This is a genomic window from Sorangium sp. So ce119 (assembly GCF_051524405.1).
In the GTDB taxonomy this organism is placed as follows: Bacteria; Myxococcota_A; Polyangia; order Polyangiales; family Polyangiaceae; genus Sorangium; species Sorangium cellulosum_G.
Genome location: NZ_CP150310.1, coordinates 2,581,398 through 2,598,144 on the forward strand (window position 1 = coordinate 2,581,398; position 16,747 = coordinate 2,598,144).

Annotated in this window: 10 protein-coding genes; 5 read left to right on the forward strand and 5 right to left on the reverse strand. The window is 73.0% G+C overall.

The window, feature by feature from the left end:
- Window positions 1-62 precede the first annotated feature (62 nt).
- A complete protein-coding gene (locus WME76_RS09950; RefSeq protein WP_437959918.1) occupies window positions 63-1,187 on the reverse strand; it encodes a hypothetical protein in 1,125 nt (374 codons plus the stop codon).
- A gap of 319 nt (window positions 1,188-1,506) precedes the next feature.
- On the opposite strand from WME76_RS09950, the gene WME76_RS09955 reads away from it, so the two are divergent.
- The 3 genes from WME76_RS09955 to WME76_RS09965 are packed head-to-tail and all read left to right on the forward strand — an operon-like array spanning window position 1,507 to window position 5,819.
- A complete protein-coding gene (locus WME76_RS09955; protein ID WP_437959919.1) occupies window positions 1,507-2,373 on the forward strand; it encodes a fumarylacetoacetate hydrolase family protein in 867 nt (288 codons plus the stop codon).
- Between the two features lie 3 nt (window positions 2,374-2,376).
- Window positions 2,377-3,882, forward strand: coding sequence for an aldehyde dehydrogenase (NADP(+)) (locus WME76_RS09960; protein WP_437959920.1), 1,506 nt, complete (start codon window positions 2,377-2,379; stop codon window positions 3,880-3,882).
- On the forward strand, window positions 3,879-5,819 hold the full coding sequence (locus tag WME76_RS09965; protein WP_437959921.1) for a YjhG/YagF family D-xylonate dehydratase: 1,941 nt from the start codon (window positions 3,879-3,881) through the stop codon (window positions 5,817-5,819). Before WME76_RS09960 ends, WME76_RS09965 begins: the two co-directional genes overlap by 4 nt.
- Window positions 5,820-6,000: 181 nt before the next feature.
- Here WME76_RS09965 and WME76_RS09970 read toward each other — a convergent pair whose 3' ends face one another.
- On the reverse strand, window positions 6,001-6,708 hold the full coding sequence (locus WME76_RS09970) for a helix-turn-helix domain-containing protein (RefSeq protein WP_437959922.1): 708 nt from the start codon (window positions 6,706-6,708) through the stop codon (window positions 6,001-6,003).
- Window positions 6,709-6,964: 256 nt separating this feature from the next.
- On the opposite strand from WME76_RS09970, the gene WME76_RS09975 reads away from it, so the two are divergent.
- Window positions 6,965-8,167 (forward strand): cytochrome P450, encoded by a 1,203-nt coding sequence (locus tag WME76_RS09975; RefSeq protein ID WP_437959923.1) that lies wholly within the window; start codon window positions 6,965-6,967, stop codon window positions 8,165-8,167.
- A gap of 92 nt (window positions 8,168-8,259) precedes the next feature.
- Here the strand turns inward: WME76_RS09975 and WME76_RS09980 are convergent, their stop codons facing one another.
- The 3 genes from WME76_RS09980 to WME76_RS09990 form a co-directional block, all read right to left on the reverse strand.
- Window positions 8,260-9,180, reverse strand: coding sequence for an SMP-30/gluconolactonase/LRE family protein (locus tag WME76_RS09980; protein WP_437959924.1), 921 nt, complete (start codon window positions 9,178-9,180; stop codon window positions 8,260-8,262).
- Between the two features lie 143 nt (window positions 9,181-9,323).
- Complete coding sequence (locus WME76_RS09985) at window positions 9,324-10,691, reverse strand: FecR domain-containing protein (protein WP_437959925.1); 1,368 nt, start codon at window positions 10,689-10,691, stop codon at window positions 9,324-9,326.
- Window positions 10,684-11,295 carry an RNA polymerase sigma factor gene (locus WME76_RS09990; RefSeq protein ID WP_437959926.1) on the reverse strand — a complete coding sequence of 204 codons (612 nt, stop codon included), beginning with the start codon at window positions 11,293-11,295 and terminating at the stop codon, window positions 10,684-10,686. The genes WME76_RS09985 and WME76_RS09990 overlap by 8 nt, the downstream gene beginning before the upstream one ends.
- A 271-nt stretch (window positions 11,296-11,566) precedes the next feature.
- On the opposite strand from WME76_RS09990, the gene WME76_RS09995 reads away from it, so the two are divergent.
- Window positions 11,567-16,720, forward strand: a complete 5,154-nt coding sequence (locus WME76_RS09995) for an AAA family ATPase (RefSeq protein ID WP_437959927.1) — start codon at window positions 11,567-11,569, stop codon at window positions 16,718-16,720.
- Window positions 16,721-16,747 lie beyond the last annotated feature (27 nt).

Sequence of the window (16,747 nt, forward strand, 5' to 3'; positions counted from 1 at the left end):
GCGACCTCATGCAGCAGGCAGCTCCCGTGCGCCCGCGGGGGGCCGCGCGGGCGCCGCCCGCCTCAGAGCCGCACCAGCAGGCCCAGGAACCCCGCGAACGTCGGCCGCCCCGCGGTCCCGAGCCGCTCGCCGCCGAGCGTCACGACGGCGCGCGGCTCGGCGAGGATCGCATGCACGTCCAGCAAGAGCGCCGCGCGCTCGGTGAGGCGCAGCCCGGCGCCCCCGCCGAGGGTCGCGGCCACGGACCAGACCTCGCCGGTCGCGCTCCGGAGCGGGGGCAGGGGGTCGCCGCTGATGAACAGGTGAAACCCGCCGAGGCCCGCCGAGAGCACGGGTGACACCGCGCCGCCCGTCTCGATCGCCCACACCGCCTCGAGGAACGCCATCTCCTGCCGGACCGACACCGTGCCGAGCGCGCCCTCGAGCGCCGGCCCGAGCGTCGGCCCCGCGAACGTCAGCCGCGCCGCGAGCCCCGCGGGCAGCGCGCCGCTCCCGGCGGGGCCGCCGCCGTACGACAGCCGCAGCGCCGGCCCCAGGGACGGCCCGACGCCGCCGGTGCTCTGGAGCGCCGCGATCCCGGCCTCCACGCCGAGGCCCGCGAACATCCCGGGCCGCTCCGCCGCCGGGTCCTCCGCGGCCTGCCGGCGCACCGGCGCCATCCAGCGCTGCACGTCGTCCGGGGCCGCGACGCCGTCCGCCGCGCCCCCGGGCCGCGCGCGCGACGCGAGCAGGTTCGCCTCCAGGAGGCTCGCCTGGAGGAGCTCGACGGCGCGCACCGCCATGACCGAGGGCGCCGCGGCGCCGGCGACCTCCACGGTGCGCACCACCGTCTTCTGCGTCACCCGGTCGACGATCCAGAGGTCCGCGGTGGCGCCCGCCCGGGAGCGGAAGATCGCCGCGGCCGCGAACGCGCCCTCGTCCTGCGCGGCGCGCTCGAGCGCAGCCCGCACGTCGCCCTCGCGCTCGAGCGGCACGATCACCACCTCGAACCCCGCGGCGCCGAGCTCGGCCTTGAGCCGCGTCGCCGCCTCGCGGACCAGCGCGTCGTCCGCGTCGGCCTCGAGGATGGCGACGCGCGACGCGGCCGCCGCGGCCTCCTGCGGGGGCGCAGGGGGCGCCGCGGCAGCCCGCGCGGGGACGAGCGCGGGCGCGAGCAGGAGACAGGTCAGAAAGGCGAAGGAGCGCACTCGCCAGGGCTTTATCAGATCGTGGGCGCGGCGCGGACGGGGCCGGCGCGTACGACGCGCGCGACGCGCACGAGAGCAGCAGCGGCGAGAGCGAAGAAGTGGCTTTACAGGGCGCGTAAATGGTGGATCATGCGACCGACGTTACACGACCGTGTGGGGGTGGACTTCAACACTGCACCCACGGTCGAGGTGGACGGGTCCTCGTTCACCGGCTCCGTCGCGGCCGGCCGAAGCGTCGCGCGTGCGGCGAGCGAGAGAGCCGCTACCAGCTCAGGATGGACGGCAAGAACTCCGCCGTCGTGCTCAGAAAGGCGCGGACATGAAGCTGTTTCGGTTTGCGGGCAATGGCGGGCCGCGTCTCGGGATCGAGGACGAGCGGGGAGCGCGCCACGATCTGACGGCGGCGTCCCCGGAGGCGTTCGCGTCCGTCGCCTCGTGGCTCGCCTTGCCCGACCCCCTCGGCGCGGTGCGTGACGCGCGCGCGCGCGCCGCAGCCCACCCCCTGCCGCCCGACGTCCCGCTGCTCGCCCCGATCGACGGGCAGGAAGTCTGGGCGGCGGGCGTCACCTACGACCGCTCGCGCAGCGCGCGCAAGGAAGAGAGCGCCGGCGGCGGCGACTTCTACGACCGCGTGTACGAAGCCGAGCGCCCGGAGCTGTTCTTCAAGGCAACGCCCCGCCTGGTCGCCGGCCCGGGCGCGCCGGTGCGGATTCGTCGCGACTCGAGCTGGAACGTGCCCGAGCCAGAGCTCACGCTCGTCGTGTCCGCTGCGGGCCGCATCGTCGGCTACACGGCCGGCAACGACGTCTCATCGCGGTCCATCGAGGGCGACAATCCCCTCTACCTGCCGCAGGCGAAGATCTACGACGGCTGCTGCGCGCTCGGCCCCGCCATCGCGCTCGCGGACGAGCCCGGGCTGGACCTGCGCGCGCTCTCCATCCAGCTCGCGATCCGGCGCAGGGGCGAGGCGGTGTTCGCGGCGGAGACCTCGACCGAGAGGATGCGGCGCGCGCCCGAGGAGCTCGTCGCCTACCTCACGCGCGAGCTGAGCTTCCCCGCAGGCGTCGTCCTCATGACCGGGACCGGCATCGTGCCGCCAGACTCGTTCACCCTCGAGCCTGGCGACCTCGTGGAGATCACGATCCCCGGCGCCGGCACGCTGGCAAACCCGGTATCTCAGGGGTAACCCATGGAATTCTTCGCTCACAACGCCGCCACCGGGGAAAAACTCGGCGCCTTCCGCGACGCCACACCCGCCGAGATCGACGCCGCCGCGCGCGCCGCCGTCGGGGCAGCGCGGGCCATCGCCGACCTCGCGCCGGAGATGCGCGCGCGATTCCTCGAGAGCGTCGCCGACGAGATCACGGCGCTCGGAGAACCGCTGATCCAGACCGCACACCGGGAAACCGGGCTGCCCGTCGCCCGCCTCGAAGGCGAGCGCGGCCGCACCACCGGCCAGCTCCGCCTCTTCGCCGCGGTCGTGCGCGAGGGCTCCTGGGTCGATGCCCGGATCGATCCCGCGCTGCCGGACCGCAAGCCGCTCCCGCGCCCCGACGTGCGCCGCGTGCTGCGACCGATCGGGCCGGTCGCCGTCTTCGGCGCGAGCAATTTCCCCCTCGCGTTCTCCGTCGCCGGCGGCGACACCGCCTCCGCCCTCGCCGCGGGCAACCCGGTCGTGGTCAAGGCCCACCCGGCGCATCCCGGTACCTCCGACCTCGTGGCCTCGGCCCTGCGCGCGGCCGTCCAGAAGGCGAGCCTGCCCGCGGGCGTGTTCGGCATGGTGCACGGTGCCTCGCCCGAGGTCTCGCTCGCGCTGGTGCGCCACGAGGCCATCCAGGCGGTGGGCTTCACCGGGTCCACCCGCGCCGGCCGCGCCCTCTGCGACGCCGCCGCCGCCCGCCCGCGGCCCATCCCCGTCTTCGCCGAGATGAGCAGCATCAACCCGCTGGTCGTGCTGCCCGGCGCGCTGCGCGATCGCCGCGACGCGATCGCCGAGGGGCTGGTCAACTCAAGCACGCTCGGCGTCGGCCAGTTCTGCACCAAGCCGGGCCTCGTCCTCGGGTTGGCCTCCCCTGAATGGGATGCGTTTGCGCGGTCGGTCGCCGACCGAGCCCGCGCCCTCACGCCCGGTGTGATGCTGCACGCCGGTATCCAGGAGTCGTTCGACCGCTCCGTGCGGGAGCTGAAAGGAGCGGAGTGGCTGACCGACACCGGCGCGCGCGTCGCTCGCGTCTCCGCCGCCGACTTCGCACGGCAGCCGCACCTCGCGCACGAGATCTTCGGGCCGTACACGCTGCTCGTCACCGCCTCGAGCCGCGGTGATTTGCTCGACCTCCTCGGCGGGCTCGAAGGCCAGCTCACCGCCACGCTTCACGGGACCGACGACGATCTCGCCGCCGCCCAGGACCTTGTCGATGTCCTCGGCCGCGTCGCGGGCCGCCTTGTCTTCAATGGCTACCCGACGGGCGTGGAGGTGTCGCACGCCATGCACCACGGCGGGCCGTATCCAGCGAGCAGCGACGCGCGCTTCACCTCGGTTGGGAGCGCGGCCATCCTCCGCTTCGCACGTCCCGTTTGCTACCAGTCGTGTCCGCCCGCGCTGCTCCCGCCGGAGCTGCGCGACGAGAATCCGCTCGGGATATCGCGTCTCGTCGACGGCCAGGCCACCCGCGACCCCCTCGCGCCCCGCGCATGAACCACGACCCGGTGTTCGAGTCCGGCAGCGAGGCGATCTACACCCTGCGCACCACCGCGCCCGGACCGTCGGGGCGCCTCCCGCTCGAGGCCGAGCAGCTGCGCGCCATGTCCAGCGGCGAGCTGTTCGGCTGGACGCAGAATGCCGGGATGGGGTGGGATCCTGCGCGCCTGCGCGGGAAGCAGTTTCTCGTGCTCAGCACGCAGGGGGGTATCCGCGCGCCCGACGGCACGCCGATCGCGCTCGGGTACCACACGGGACACTGGGAGGTGGGGCTGCTCATGGAGGAGGCCGCCCGCACGTTCACGGCCGGCGGCGCCATTCCGTTCGCCGGCTATGTCAGCGATCCGTGCGACGGGCGGACCAATGGCACCGTCGGCATGCTCGACAGCCTCGCTTACCGCAATGACGCCGCCATCGTATTTCGAAGACTGATACGTTCGCTGCCCACCCGCCGGGGCGTGCTCGGCGTCGCCACCTGCGACAAGGGGCTGCCGGCCATGTTGATGGCGCTCGCCGGCTCCCTCGACCTCGCCACGGTGCTCGTGCCGGGAGGCGTCACGCTCCTCGCGGAGGAGGCGGAGGATACAGCCAAGGTCCAGACCCTCGCGGCGCGCTTCGCGCGCGGGGAGGTGAGCCTCGACCACGCCGCCGAGATGGGCTGCCGCGCCTGCGGTTCCCCCGGCGGCGGCTGCCAGTTCATGGGGACGGCCGCGACGAGCCAGGTGGTCGCCGAGGCGCTCGGCCTCGCCCTCCCGCACGGCGCGCTCAGCCCGTCGGGCGCCGAGATCTGGCGCGACCTCGCCCGCCGCTCCGCGCACGCGCTCATGGCCCTCGAGCGACGCGGCGTGACCACGCGGGATATCGTCACCGACGACGCTGTTCACAACGCGATGGTGCTGCATGCCGCCGTCGGCGGGTCGACCAACCTGGTGCTCCATGTGCCGGCGATCGCCCACGCGGCCGGACTTCGACGCCCCACGGTGGACGACTGGGCGCGCATCAACGCCCTCGTTCCGCGCCTGGTAGACGTGTTGCCGAACGGGCCGCGACACTTTGCCACGGTTCAGGTCTTCCTCGCGGGAGGCGTCCCGGAGATCATGCTCCATCTGCGCGAGCTTGGCCTGCTGCGGCTCGGTGCGCGCACCGTCAGCGGCCGGACCCTGGGCGAGAACCTCGAGTGGTGGGAACGCAGCGAGCGGCGCCTGCGCCTGCGCGACAAGCTACGACAGCTGGACGGCATCGACCCGGACGACGTGATCATGCCCGCCGGGAAGGCGCGCGAGCGCGGCCTCACCAGCACGGTGACCTTCTTGCGCGGCAACCTCGCGCCCGAGGGAGCGCTGGTGAAGAGCACCGCCATCGCTCCCCAGGTGATCGGACCGGACGGCGTTTATCTGCACGAGGGACCTGCGCGCGTGTTCGGCAGCGAGGACGCGGCGATCGAGGCGATCAAGACTGGCGCCGTGCAGCCGGGGGACGTGATGGTGCTGATCGGCATCGGTCCCGGTATCGGGATGCCGGAGACGTACCAGATCACGTCCGCCCTCAAGCACGTGAAGGACGGGTACCGTATCCCCCTGATCACGGACGGTCGTTTCTCCGGCGTCTCCACCGGGGCGTGCATCGGCCACGTCAGCCCGGAGGCGTGGGCGGGTGGACCCATCGGCCGCGTGCGCGACGGCGACCGCGTCAGGCTCCGGATCGACACGCGCAGGCTGGAGGGGACGGTGGACGTCGTGGGCGTGAATGCCGGCGATCTTGCCGCCCGCCTGCCCAATCCAGCCCTTCAACCCGACGGCCGAGTGAACGCGGATACGCGGTTGTGGGCTGCGCTTCAGGATGCCAGCGGCGGAAGCTGGGGTGGGTGCGTCTATGATGCCGAACGCATCATCGGGCTCCTCGGTCGCGCCATCGCGGCGGAGCGGAGCTCCTGATCGCCCACCGAGGCCGTGGGGACGGTGACCGCACCGTACTGGCGGAGGCTCTCAGGTTTCGCTCGCCCGCCTCAGGGCACCCCTGCCGGAATCACAAGAGCTTCGTTTCTCGGGGCCAACGAAGGCGGAGGACTCGGTACGTACCGTTCCTCGCCCGCTCCTTCCGGTCTTGAGGCACGACTCAGGCGCCGAAGACTTCGCGCACCCGGCGTTCGACCGAGTCGGCCAGGTCCTGCGAGATCAGGTGCAGGAGGGAGCCCGCTTTGTCCAGTCGGGCACCCGCGGGCGTTGTGCGACCGAGGATTCCGGCCCCCTGGCGGCTGAGCTCGGCCAGCAGCTCATTGGAACGGACGCTGGCGAGAATGGAACAGTGCCCGACCTCTCTCTCTAATGTGTACCTCTGCTTGCCCCGGGCTCCGCGTTCGCGGACGATCAGGCCCTGCTCCTCGGCCCATCGGGTGGCTGTGGAGACGGCGGCCGGGCTGACATGGAGCCGCCGCACCAGCTCGGCGGACGTGAGATCGCCGGAGTCGGTGGTGAACAGGCACGACAGGATCCTCGCCACCATGCGCGGGCATCCGGTGGCGATCATCTGCTCGGCGAGCCGCTGCTCGAACGCGAACACCGCCTTGGGGTCGCGTCCGTAGGCGGCGGCGGTGGCCGGAGTCGCGGGCAGCGGTATCGGCTTGCGGCGGCGGGCACGCAGCCGGGTCAGCTGGTGCGCATGGTCGGCGCGGTAGTCCTCGGGCCCGCCGTTACGGGCCACCTCTCGGGTGATCGTTGACTTGGGACGGTTCAGCCGCCGGGCGATCTCAGTATACGTCAGGCCCTCGGTGAGCCACGCGGCGATGCGCCGACGGTCGTCCTGGGTGAGTCGGTCTCCTGGCACGGCGGGCGCCTCCCATGTGTAGCGAGCGTCGAGGAGTATGCATTCGTTGTCAGGTCATTGCAACCATTGGATGGTCCGCGTTGCATTCGTCCCGAAGCCCATTGCAACGTGATCCATGGCTATACCAATCTCGTTGATCTTCTCCCAGAGAGCTTGACGATTTTGTGAATGCAACGTAGCCTTTGATTCCTCGCGAACGCTTCGCGGTTTCAACACAACGCACTTCGGCGAAGATCGGCGGAGAAGAGGAATGAACATGACGGCGTCCGTACATACCGTCGGCCTACTGCCGACGGCGCGTGAGCCTGGCTGTCCCTTCGACCCGCCGAAGGAGCTGCGTCAGGCGCGTGAGCACGGCCCCATCAGCCGGTACCCCTTCCCCGGCGGACACGAGGGTTGGCTGATCACCGGCTACGACCTGGTCCGGTCGGTGCTGGCCGACTCACGATTCAGCTCCCGCAAGGAGCTCATGCGCCACCCGTTGATCGACCTGGGCGACATGAAAATCCCTCCGGCGCCGCCCGGCGAGTTCCTCCTGATGGACGAGCCGGAGCACGGCCGCTACCGGAAGTTGCTGACGGGCAAGTTCACCGGCCGGCGGATGCAACTGCTCACCGAGCGCGTCGAGCAGGTCACCACCGAACACCTGGATGCCATGGCAAAGGCCGGCCCGCCGGTGGACCTGGTGACCGCGTTCGCCAGGCCCATCCCCACGATCATGATCTGCGACCTACTCGGGGTGCCGTACGAGACCCGAGACTCTTTCCAGGAGCATGTCGATGCCATCGTCTCCGGGGTGAGCGAGCATGACCAGATGGCCGGCTACGTCGCGACCCAGCGGTACATCGCACAGTTGGTGGCGGCCAAGCGCGCCAATCCCACCGACGACGTGCTCAGCGACCTCACCGGCACCGACCTGACCGACGAAGAACTGATGGGTGTCGGCCTCCTGCTGCTGGCAGCCGGGCTCGACACCACCGCGAACATGCTGGCACTGGGCACCTTCGCCCTGCTGAGCAATCCCGCGCAGTGGGCCACGCTGCGTGCCCGACCCGAGATCGCCGACCTGGCCGTGGAGGAACTGCTGCGGTACCTGTCTGTCGCCAAGACCTTCCAGCGGACGGCGCTGGAGGACGTCGAGCTGGGCGGCCAGACCATCAAGGCCGGCACGACGGTCATCCTGTCGTACAACACCGCCAACCGCGACCCGGAGCGCTTCGCCGACCCCGACACTCTCGACATCCAGCGGCAGGCCATCGGGCACCTGGCCTTCGGCCACGGCGTCCACGTGTGCCTTGGCCAGCAACTGGCCCGTATCGAGATGCGGGTCGCCTTGCCCGCGCTGGTGAAGCGCTTCCCGACCCTCCGCCTGGACGTAGCGGCCGAGGACGTCGACCTGCGCCCCGAAACCGCGGACATCTTCGGAGTGAAGAGCCTCCCGGTCACCTGGAATGCATGACCCATGAGAGTCACTGGGCACATGCCCGTTACCGGTGGCGGCTCGATGCGCACGACGAGAGGACCTGGTTCCCGCTCTTCAGGCACAGGACACTAGCGCCCTGCGCCGCGTGTGTTCAGGTAGACCGCGTACAGCGAGGTCGTGGCGCAGATGAACAGGCGGTTGCGCTTGGCGCCGCCGAAGCAGACGTTGGACACGGTCTCGGGGATCCGCACCTTGCCGAGCAGCGCGCCGTCGCTCGCGTGGCAGTGCACGCCGTCGCCGGCGGACAGCCACAGGTTGCCGTGCACGTCGACGCGGAAGCCGTCGTACACGCCCACCGGGCAGGTCGCGAACACCTCGCCGCCGGTCAGCGTGTCCTTCGCGCTGACGCGGAACTTGCGCACGTGGTGCGGGCCGTCCTTCACGTGCGTCGCGCCGGTGTCGGCGATGTACAGCAGCGACTCGTCCGGCGAGAAGGCGAGGCCGTTGGGCTGCACGAAGTCGTCCGCGACGGCCGTCAGCGCACCGGAGACCGGGTCGAGGCGGTAGACGCGCTGCGCGCCCTGCTCGCTCGGCGACGCGTCGCCTTCGTAGTCGCTGTCGATGCCGTAGCTCGGGTCCGTGAACCAGATGCTGCCGTCGGACTTCACGACAACGTCGTTCGGCGAGTTCAGCCGCTTGCCCTCGAAGTGCGACGCGAGGACCGTGCGCGAGCCGTCGTGCTCGGTGCGCGAGACGCAGCGGCCGCGGTGCTCGCACGAGACGAGACGGCCCTGCAGGTCGACCGTGTGGCCGTTGGTGTTCAGCGCGGGCTGGCGGAACACCGAGACCGAGCCGTCGGTGTCGTCCCAGCGCAGCATGCGGTCGTTCGGGATGTCCGACCAGACGAGGTAGCGCCCCGCCGCGAACCACGCCGGCCCCTCCGCCCAGCGGCAGCCCGTGTACAGCTTGTCGACGTGCACGTGCGGGAGCGCGAGCTTGCGGAAGCGCGGGTCGATCACCTCGAAGCTCGGGGTCAGCTCGATGACCATCGGGGTCTCCTCCTTCGATCCAGATGCCTGCGGCCTTCAATCCAGATGCCTGCGGCCGCGACCGTAGACCAGCCAGGCATCCGGCGTCCCCGCGAGATCGCAGCGTGCGCCGCGACGGCCGCCTCGGCGTCGACCGGCCGGCGTCACGGCTTCAGGAGATCGCCCGCCACGGAGGCGTGCGCGCCGCGCGGGTGGCGCTTCAGGTAAAGCTCGGCGATCGGCCGCGCCGCCGCCCGGCCGCCGGTGCGCTCGACCGCGACCATCTTGCGGCCGAGCGCCTCGGCCGCGAACGGGCCGCCGGGCGACTCGGCGAGGTACGTGTCGTACCAGGGCACGGCCGCGCCGGGCGAGCCGCCGTCGTCGACCATGCGGCCGAGCAGGAAGGCCGCTGCCTTGCCGTGGCTCGTCCCGGGGAACCGCTTGCGTGTCGCGGTGAGCGCGCGCTGCGCGACGTCGCCGCGCCGCGCGTACCGCGCCGCGTCCGCCAGCGCCACGAGGTCGTCGAGCGAGCCCCGCTCGAGCACCCCGCCGAGGCCGCGCTGCTCCGCCTCGGCCAGGACCGACCCGAAATCGCCTGCCGCCACGCGCTTCGCCCAGCTCGGCCCCGCGGCCGCGCCGTCCGCCGGCGCCCCGTCGGCCCGGGAGCCCTCCGGCCGCGCGGCCCCGGCGTCCTCCTCCGATTCCCCTCCCGCTCCGGCCGCGGTCGCGCCGCCCGGCCCGATCGCCTTCTCCTCCGCGTCCGGCGCCGCCGCCGTCGCGGACGACGGCCCTCCCTCCGCCGGCCCCTCCGCGCCCGGGGCGTCGAGGCTCGAGATCTGCACGGCGCCCTCGCGCAGCCGCGCCACGAGCCGCTGACCCGCGCGGAGCGGCAGCCCGTCGGGCGCGAGCGGCCCGCGCACCGTCACGCTCCCCTCGCGCAGATCGACGCGCAGCGTGCCGTCCCCGCGCGTCCAGGTCACGTCGAACTCCGTGCCGGTGACCAGCACCGCGAACGGCCCGGCCTCGACCGACCAGCGCGCCTTCGGCCGCGGCGTGACGCGCAGCGACGCGCGGCCGTCCTCGAGCAGCATGCGCGCCCCGGTCGCGTCGACCTCCGCCACGCGGAGCGCGCTGCCCGGCGCGAGCGCGACCGTGGTGCCGTCCGTGAAGCGGAGCCGGGCCTCCTCGCCCGCCGCCGCGGCGATGTACCCGCCCGCGGCGCCGGCCACGCCCTCGACAGCGTAGTCGAGCCGCCGCGCCGGCCAGAGCGCCACGAGCGCGACAGCGAGCGCCACGGCGCCGGCGAGGGCGAACCCCCACCGCGGCCGCTCCCCCGACGCGGGCCAGAGCCCGACAGCCCGCAGCCACGCCCCGAGGCGGCCCAGCGCTCCGCCGCCGCGCAGGGCTGCCCCGCGGCTCACGGCCTCCACGAAGCGGGCCCGCTCGGCGGCGTCGTGCGCCGCGTCGACGTCCTCGGGGACGCCCTCGCGCGCGAGGTCGGCGAGACGGCTCAACTTCTCCGCTTCATTCATCGTGAACTCCTGGCAGATCGAGCGCTTGCGGGGCCTTCGTGAGGTAGGCAGAGAGCGCGGGATCGCGCTGCGCGGCGGTGAGGATCCGGTGCGACGCGCGCGCCAGGTGGCGCTTCGTCGTGGCCAGGGAGCACCCGAGCGCGGCGGCGATCTCGGTGAGCTCGAGCCCCTCGATGAACCGGAGGACGAAGAGCGTCCGGGACCGGTCGTCCACCTGGTCGAGGATGAGATAGAGCCGCCCGAGCGCCGCGCGCCCCTGCGGGTCCTGCTGCGCGCCGCCGACCTCCGGGAGCTCGCCCGAGGACGAGAGCGTGAGCCAGCGCCGCAGGCGCCGGCGCCGCAGCTCGCCGCGCGCGACGCGCACCGCGATGCCGACGATGAAGCTCGAGAGCAGCGACGGATCCCGCAGATCCTTCGCCACCCGGAAGAAGCGCAGGAAGGTGTCCTGCACGTGGTCGTCGACCTCGTCGCCGGGCCCGAGGGTGCGCTTCAGGATGCGGCGCACGAGCGGCGCGAACCGCTGCCACACGATCGGCGCGGCGCCCGGGTGCCCCTGCGCCGCGGCGCGCGCCAGCGTCTCGTCGTCGGTCGCGGACAGCGGCATCGCTTGCACGCTCCCCCCGTGCGCGGAGGGCGCGACCGCTGTCAAGGGCGGGACGGTCGACCGACGGCCTCGGATCACGCCCAGCAGTGTTCTCCAGAGGTCCGCCGCGGCTCAAGATTCGGCACGCCCGAGCACCGGAGGAGCTCGAGACAGGGCACAAAGCGGAACATCGATGGGATGTGCGCTAGACTACAGATTTCGGCCACGGCGGCTCCCGACGCGCCGTCAAACGCCGTCACGGGGGGTTTCGTATCGGTTGTACCATGTAGGCATGACGACACCCGGCGCGGTTGAGTCCGTCGGATCCGAGAGCCCGCTGCAGGGCTACGCCGCGGACGCCATCCTCCACGAGGGGACCCTGATCACCGTGCGCCGCGCGCGCCGCGCGTCGGACGGGCAGCCGGTCGTGCTGAAGGGGCCGAGCCCCGGGCGGGCGTCGCCCCGCGCGATCGCGAGGCTCCGCCACGAGCAGGTGATCACGCGCGAGATCGCGCACCCAGGCGTCCTCCGCGTCCTCGACGTCGACGAGAGCGACGGGGGGCCCGTGCTCGTCCTGGAGGACTTCGGCGGCGCGTCGCTCGACATCGTCCTGCGGGGCGAGAGGCTCAGCCTGGCCACGACCCTGCGGATCGGCATCCACGTCGCGGACGCCCTCGCGTCGCTGCACCACGCGGGCATCATCCACAAGGACGTCAAGCCGCACAACATCCTCGTCCGCCTCGATCCGCTGGTGGTCAAGCTCTCCGACTTCGGGATCGCGACGCGCCTGTCGCAGGAGGCGCCGAGGGCCGAGAACCCGGGCGCCGCGGAGGGGACCCTGGCGTACATGTCACCCGAGCAGACGGGCTGGATGAACCGCAGCCTCGACTGCCGGACGGACCTCTACTCCCTGGGCGTCACCCTCTACGAGATGCTCACGGGCGCTCCCCCGTTCACAGCGCCGAGCGCCATGGAGCTCGTGCACTGCCACCTGGCCAGGACGCCGACGCCGCCGCACGCCGCGTCGGCCGAGATCCCGCGCGTCGTCTCCGATCTCGTCATGAAGCTCCTCTCCAAGGCCGCCGAGGATCGGTATCCGTGCGCCGAGGCGCTGCGCGCCGATCTCGAGGAGTGCCTCCGGAGGTACGAGGCCGACGGCCGCGTCGATCCTTTCCCGCTCGGCGAGCGCGACGCGGGCGGCCGGCTCTGGCTGCCGGAGAAGCTCTACGGGCGCGAGGCCGCGACGCAGGCGGTCGTGGCCGCGTGCGAGCGCGCGGCGGCCGGCGCCGTCGAGCTGTTCCTCATCTCCGGCCACGCCGGCGTCGGCAAGTCCGCCCTGGTCCGCGAGGTCTACAAGGTGCTCGCGGGGCGGCCCGGGTACTTCGTCTCGGGGAAGTTCGGCCAGCTCAAGCAGCGCACCCCCTACGCGGCCATCGCGCAGGCGTTCGGCGAGCTGTGCGAGCGCATCCTGTCGGAGGGCGAGGAGTCCGTGGCGCGCTGGAAGGCCCGGCTGAGCGCCGCGCTCGGCGCGATCGGGCAGGTCGTCGTCGACGTGATCCCCGAGCTCGAGCGCGTCGTCGGACCCCAGCCCGCCGCGCAGCCGCTTGGGCCGAACGAGTCGAAGAACCGCTTCAGCCTGGCGTTCCAGACCTTCGTCCGCGCCGTCACGGAGGAGCACCTCCTCGTGCTCTTCATCGACGACCTCCAGTGGGCCGACCCGGCCTCGCTGAAGCTCCTCGAGCTCCTGATGACCGATCCCGACGGCCGCCGGATGGTCGTGATCGGCGCCTACCGCGACCAGGAAGTCGACGACGCCCACCCGCTGGCGAGGCTCGTCCGCGACCTGCGGGCGGCTGGCGCGCCCGCCGCCGAGGTGTGGCTCGGGCCGCTCGAGCTCGAGGACATCCGCCGGCTCCTCGCCGACGCCCTGCGCTGTCGCCTCGAGGACACGGACGCCTTCGCGGCGCTGATCCTGGAGAGGACCGCGGGCAACCCGTTCTTCATCCACCAGCTCCTGCACGCCCTCGCCGGCGAGGGGATCGTGCGCTTCGATCCGGCCGCGGGGGCGTGGGCGTGGAGCCTCGAGCGCGCCCGGAGCGCGGAGGGCGCGGAGGGCGTCGTCGAGCTGATGGCCGCGAAGATACGGCGGCTCGCGCCCGGCGCGCAGCGCGCCCTCCGGCTCGCCGCCTGCGTGGGCCACCGCTTCGACCTCCGGACGCTCGCGCTCGCCGCCGAGCAGCCCCCGGGCGAGGTGGCCGCGGCCCTCTGGCAGGCCCTGCGGCAGGGCCTCGTCGTGCCCCTCGACGCCGAGTACCGCTTCGTCCACGCCGGCGACGCGGCGGTCGCGGGCAGGCTGCTTGAGGACCCCTCGTTCCGCGTCTCGTACCGGTTCCTGCACGATCGCGTCCAGCAGGCGGCGTACGCGCTCATCGACGAGCCGGAGCGGAAGCGGCTGCACCACCGCATCGGCCGGCTGCTCGCGGCGAGCCTCGGCGAGGACCCGAGCGACGAGGAGCTGTTCGTCGTCGTCGGCCACCTGAGCGTCGCGGCGGCCCTGATCGAGGGCGCGGCGGAGCGCGGCGAGTTCGTGCGGCTCAACGTGGCCGCGGGGCGGCGCGCGCAGGCGGCGACCGCGTACGACGCCGCGTTCGGCTACCTGAGCGCCGCGGTGTCCGCGCTCGGCCCGGATCCATGGGCCAGCGAGCCGGGCCTCGCCTCCGACGTCTTCGACGTCTTCGACATCCATGCCGCGAAGGCCGAGTGCGCGCACCTGAGCGGCCGCTGCGACGAGGCGGAGGCGCTCTTCGACGCCCTCCTCGAGCGCGCCGCCTCGGACGTCCAGCGCGCGCGCGTTTACTGCACGCGGATGGTCCTCTACAACGCGCAGCACCGCTGGGCGGACTCGCTCGCGGTGGCGCTCCAGGGCCTGCGCCTCTTGGGCATGGAGGTGCCCACCGAGGGCGAGGCGCTCGCCGCCGCGCTCCGCGCGGAGCTCGCCGAGGCCGAGCGCGGCTTCGCGGCCCGGCGGGGCGAGGACGTCGGCGCGGGCCCGGAGCTCGCCGATCCGCGCGTCAGGGCCGTGGTGGAGATGCTCGGCTACGGCTCGCCATCGGCGTATTTCCTCAACCCGCCGCTGGCCCAGCTCCTCGCCGTCAGGATGACGAACCTGTCGCTCCGGCACGGGAGCTCGCCGATGGCCAGCGTGGCGTACTCGTACCACGGCTTTTACCTGGCCGCGTTCTGGGGCCAGCCGCACGAGGGCTACAGGATCGTGCGGATGGGCGTCGCCCTGAACGACAGGTACCGGGTCGACGCCATCCGGGCGAAGCTCGACTTCAACTACGGGGTCGTCATGAACCACTCGAGGCCGCAGCGCGAGGCGCTCGAGGTCCTCCAGCGGGCGCGGGTCGCCGGGATGGAGACCGGCGACTTCATGTTCGCGTCGGCGTCCTCCAACATCCTCGCCCAGATGAAGCTCAGCCTGGAAGGCGAGCTCCGGCGCGTGCGCGAGGACGTCGGCGGGTTCCTGCGCTTCACCTCCCGCACGAAGGACGCGCTGTCGACGGCGGTCCAGACCGTCGCGCGGCAGGTGATCCAGAACCTCGAGGGGAGCACGCGGGACCGCGGCACGCTGAGCGACGCCGGCTTCGACGAGGACGCCCTCGTGCCGAAGCTCGGGGCGGTGGGCTTCTCGATCGTCGCCGGCTTCTACTACACGAACAAGCTCGCGCTCGCGTACCTCTACGGCGATCACGAGGGCGCGCTCCGGATGGCGCGCCGCGCGCACGAGCGGGCCCGCGCCCTGACGGGCCAGTACATCGGCATCGTCGATCTGCCGCTCTACACCTGCCTCACCATCCTCGCGCTCGGCCCTCGGGCGAGCGAGGAGGAGGGCGGCGCGCTGGCCGAGCTGCTCGCGTCGAGCCACGACAAGCTCGCCGTCCTCGCGCGGGACTGCCCCGAGCTCCGGCACCTGGAGCTGCTCGTCCGGGCGGAGCGCGCGCGCGTCGCCGGGGAGGCGCTGGAGCCGATCCTCGAGCTCTACCAGCAGGCGAGCGACGCGGCGGAGCGGGCGGGGTACGTGCGCTACCGCGCGCTCGTCAGCGAGCTCTGCGGCAGGTTCCTCGCCGCGAGGCGCATGCCGTCGCTCGCGCGGTCGTGCCTCGTCGAGGCCTACCAGGCCTACGCGCGCTGGGGCGCCACAGCCAAGCTGCGGCAGATGGAGGAGGCGTACGTCGAGCTGCTCCCCCGCGCGGCGGCGGGCCAGCCCGCGTCCGCGAGCGTCCTGTCGAACCTGACCTCGGTCGCCTCGTCGACGACCGAGATGGTCGCGCGGCGCGTGGCGCTGCTCGACGCGGCGGCGCTGATCCGCGCCGCGCAGGCGGTGGCGCGCGAGATCGATCTCGGCCGCGTGATGACGCGGCTGCTCCGGCTCGCCATCGAGAGCGTCGGCGCCCAGCGGGGCGCGCTGATCCTGGACCACGAGGGCGGGCCGCGCGTGGAGGCCGTCGTCGAGGACGACGGCGAGGTGCGCGTCGGCCCGTCCACGCCCGTGCGCGAGAGCGGCGCCGCGGCAGCCCGGGTGATCGAGCTCGCGATGAGCACCGGGGGCGCCGTCGTCGTGGCGGACGCCGCGCAGGACGCGCGGCTCGATGGCGACCCCTACGTCGCGGCGCGCACGCCGCGCTCGGTGCTCGCGCTGCCCATGGTGAGCCAGGGGGAGGTCTCGGGCATCCTCTACCTGGAGAACAACGCCGCGCCCGACGTGTTCTCGCCCGCCCGCCTCGACGTGCTCGAGCTCGTCGCCGCGCAGGCCGCCATCGCCGTGAAGAACGCGCTGCTCTACGCGCGCGTCCAGGCGGCGAGCGACGAGCTCCGCCGCGCCAACGACGCGCTCGAGGCGGCCGTCGCCGCCCGCACCGCGGAGCTCTCCTCGGCGAAGGCGCAGCTCGAGGAGGAGCTCGCCGAGCGGGCGCGCGCCGAGCAGGAGCGCGCCGGCCTGCAGGAGGACCTCATCCGCATGCAGCGCGAGCGGCTCGCGGAGCTGTCGACGCCGCTCATCCCGATCACCGACCGGATCATGGTCATGCCGCTCATCGGGACCGTGGACGCGCAGCGCGCGGACGAGGCGCTCGCCGCGGCGCTCCGCGGCGTCTCGGAGACGGGGGCCCGGGTCGTCATCCTGGACATCACGGGCGTGCGGGGCGTGGACAGCGGCGTCGCCGCGACGCTCCTGCGCACCGCGACGGCGCTGCGCCTGCTCGGCGCCGAGGCGGTGATCACCGGGATCGGCCCCCGCGTCTCGCAGACGCTGGTCGGCCTCGGGATCGATCTCGGCGGGACCGTCGTCCAGGGGACGCTCCAGCGCGGGATCGCCTACGCGATCCGGAGAACCGGCGAGGCGCCGCGGCTGACGGGCGCGGCATCCCGCGACAAGCCGCGCTGAGCGCGGCTCGGCTTGCGGTGCGACGCG

Excerpts from the sequence above, each read along its gene's own strand:
- WME76_RS09955 (WP_437959919.1), top strand. The coding sequence starts at position 1,507 with ATGAAGCTGTTTCGGTTTGCGGGCAATGGCGGGCCGCGTCTCGGGATC.
- WME76_RS09960 (WP_437959920.1), top strand. The coding sequence starts at position 2,377 with ATGGAATTCTTCGCTCACAACGCCGCCACCGGGGAAAAACTCGGCGCC.
- WME76_RS09965 (WP_437959921.1), top strand. The coding sequence starts at position 3,879 with ATGAACCACGACCCGGTGTTCGAGTCCGGCAGCGAGGCGATCTACACC.
- WME76_RS09975 (WP_437959923.1), top strand. The coding sequence starts at position 6,965 with ATGACGGCGTCCGTACATACCGTCGGCCTACTGCCGACGGCGCGTGAG.
- WME76_RS09980 (WP_437959924.1), bottom strand. The coding sequence starts at position 9,180 with ATGGTCATCGAGCTGACCCCGAGCTTCGAGGTGATCGACCCGCGCTTC.
- WME76_RS09985 (WP_437959925.1), bottom strand. The coding sequence starts at position 10,691 with ATGAATGAAGCGGAGAAGTTGAGCCGTCTCGCCGACCTCGCGCGCGAG.
- WME76_RS09990 (WP_437959926.1), bottom strand. The coding sequence starts at position 11,295 with ATGCCGCTGTCCGCGACCGACGACGAGACGCTGGCGCGCGCCGCGGCG.
- WME76_RS09995 (WP_437959927.1), top strand. The coding sequence starts at position 11,567 with ATGACGACACCCGGCGCGGTTGAGTCCGTCGGATCCGAGAGCCCGCTG.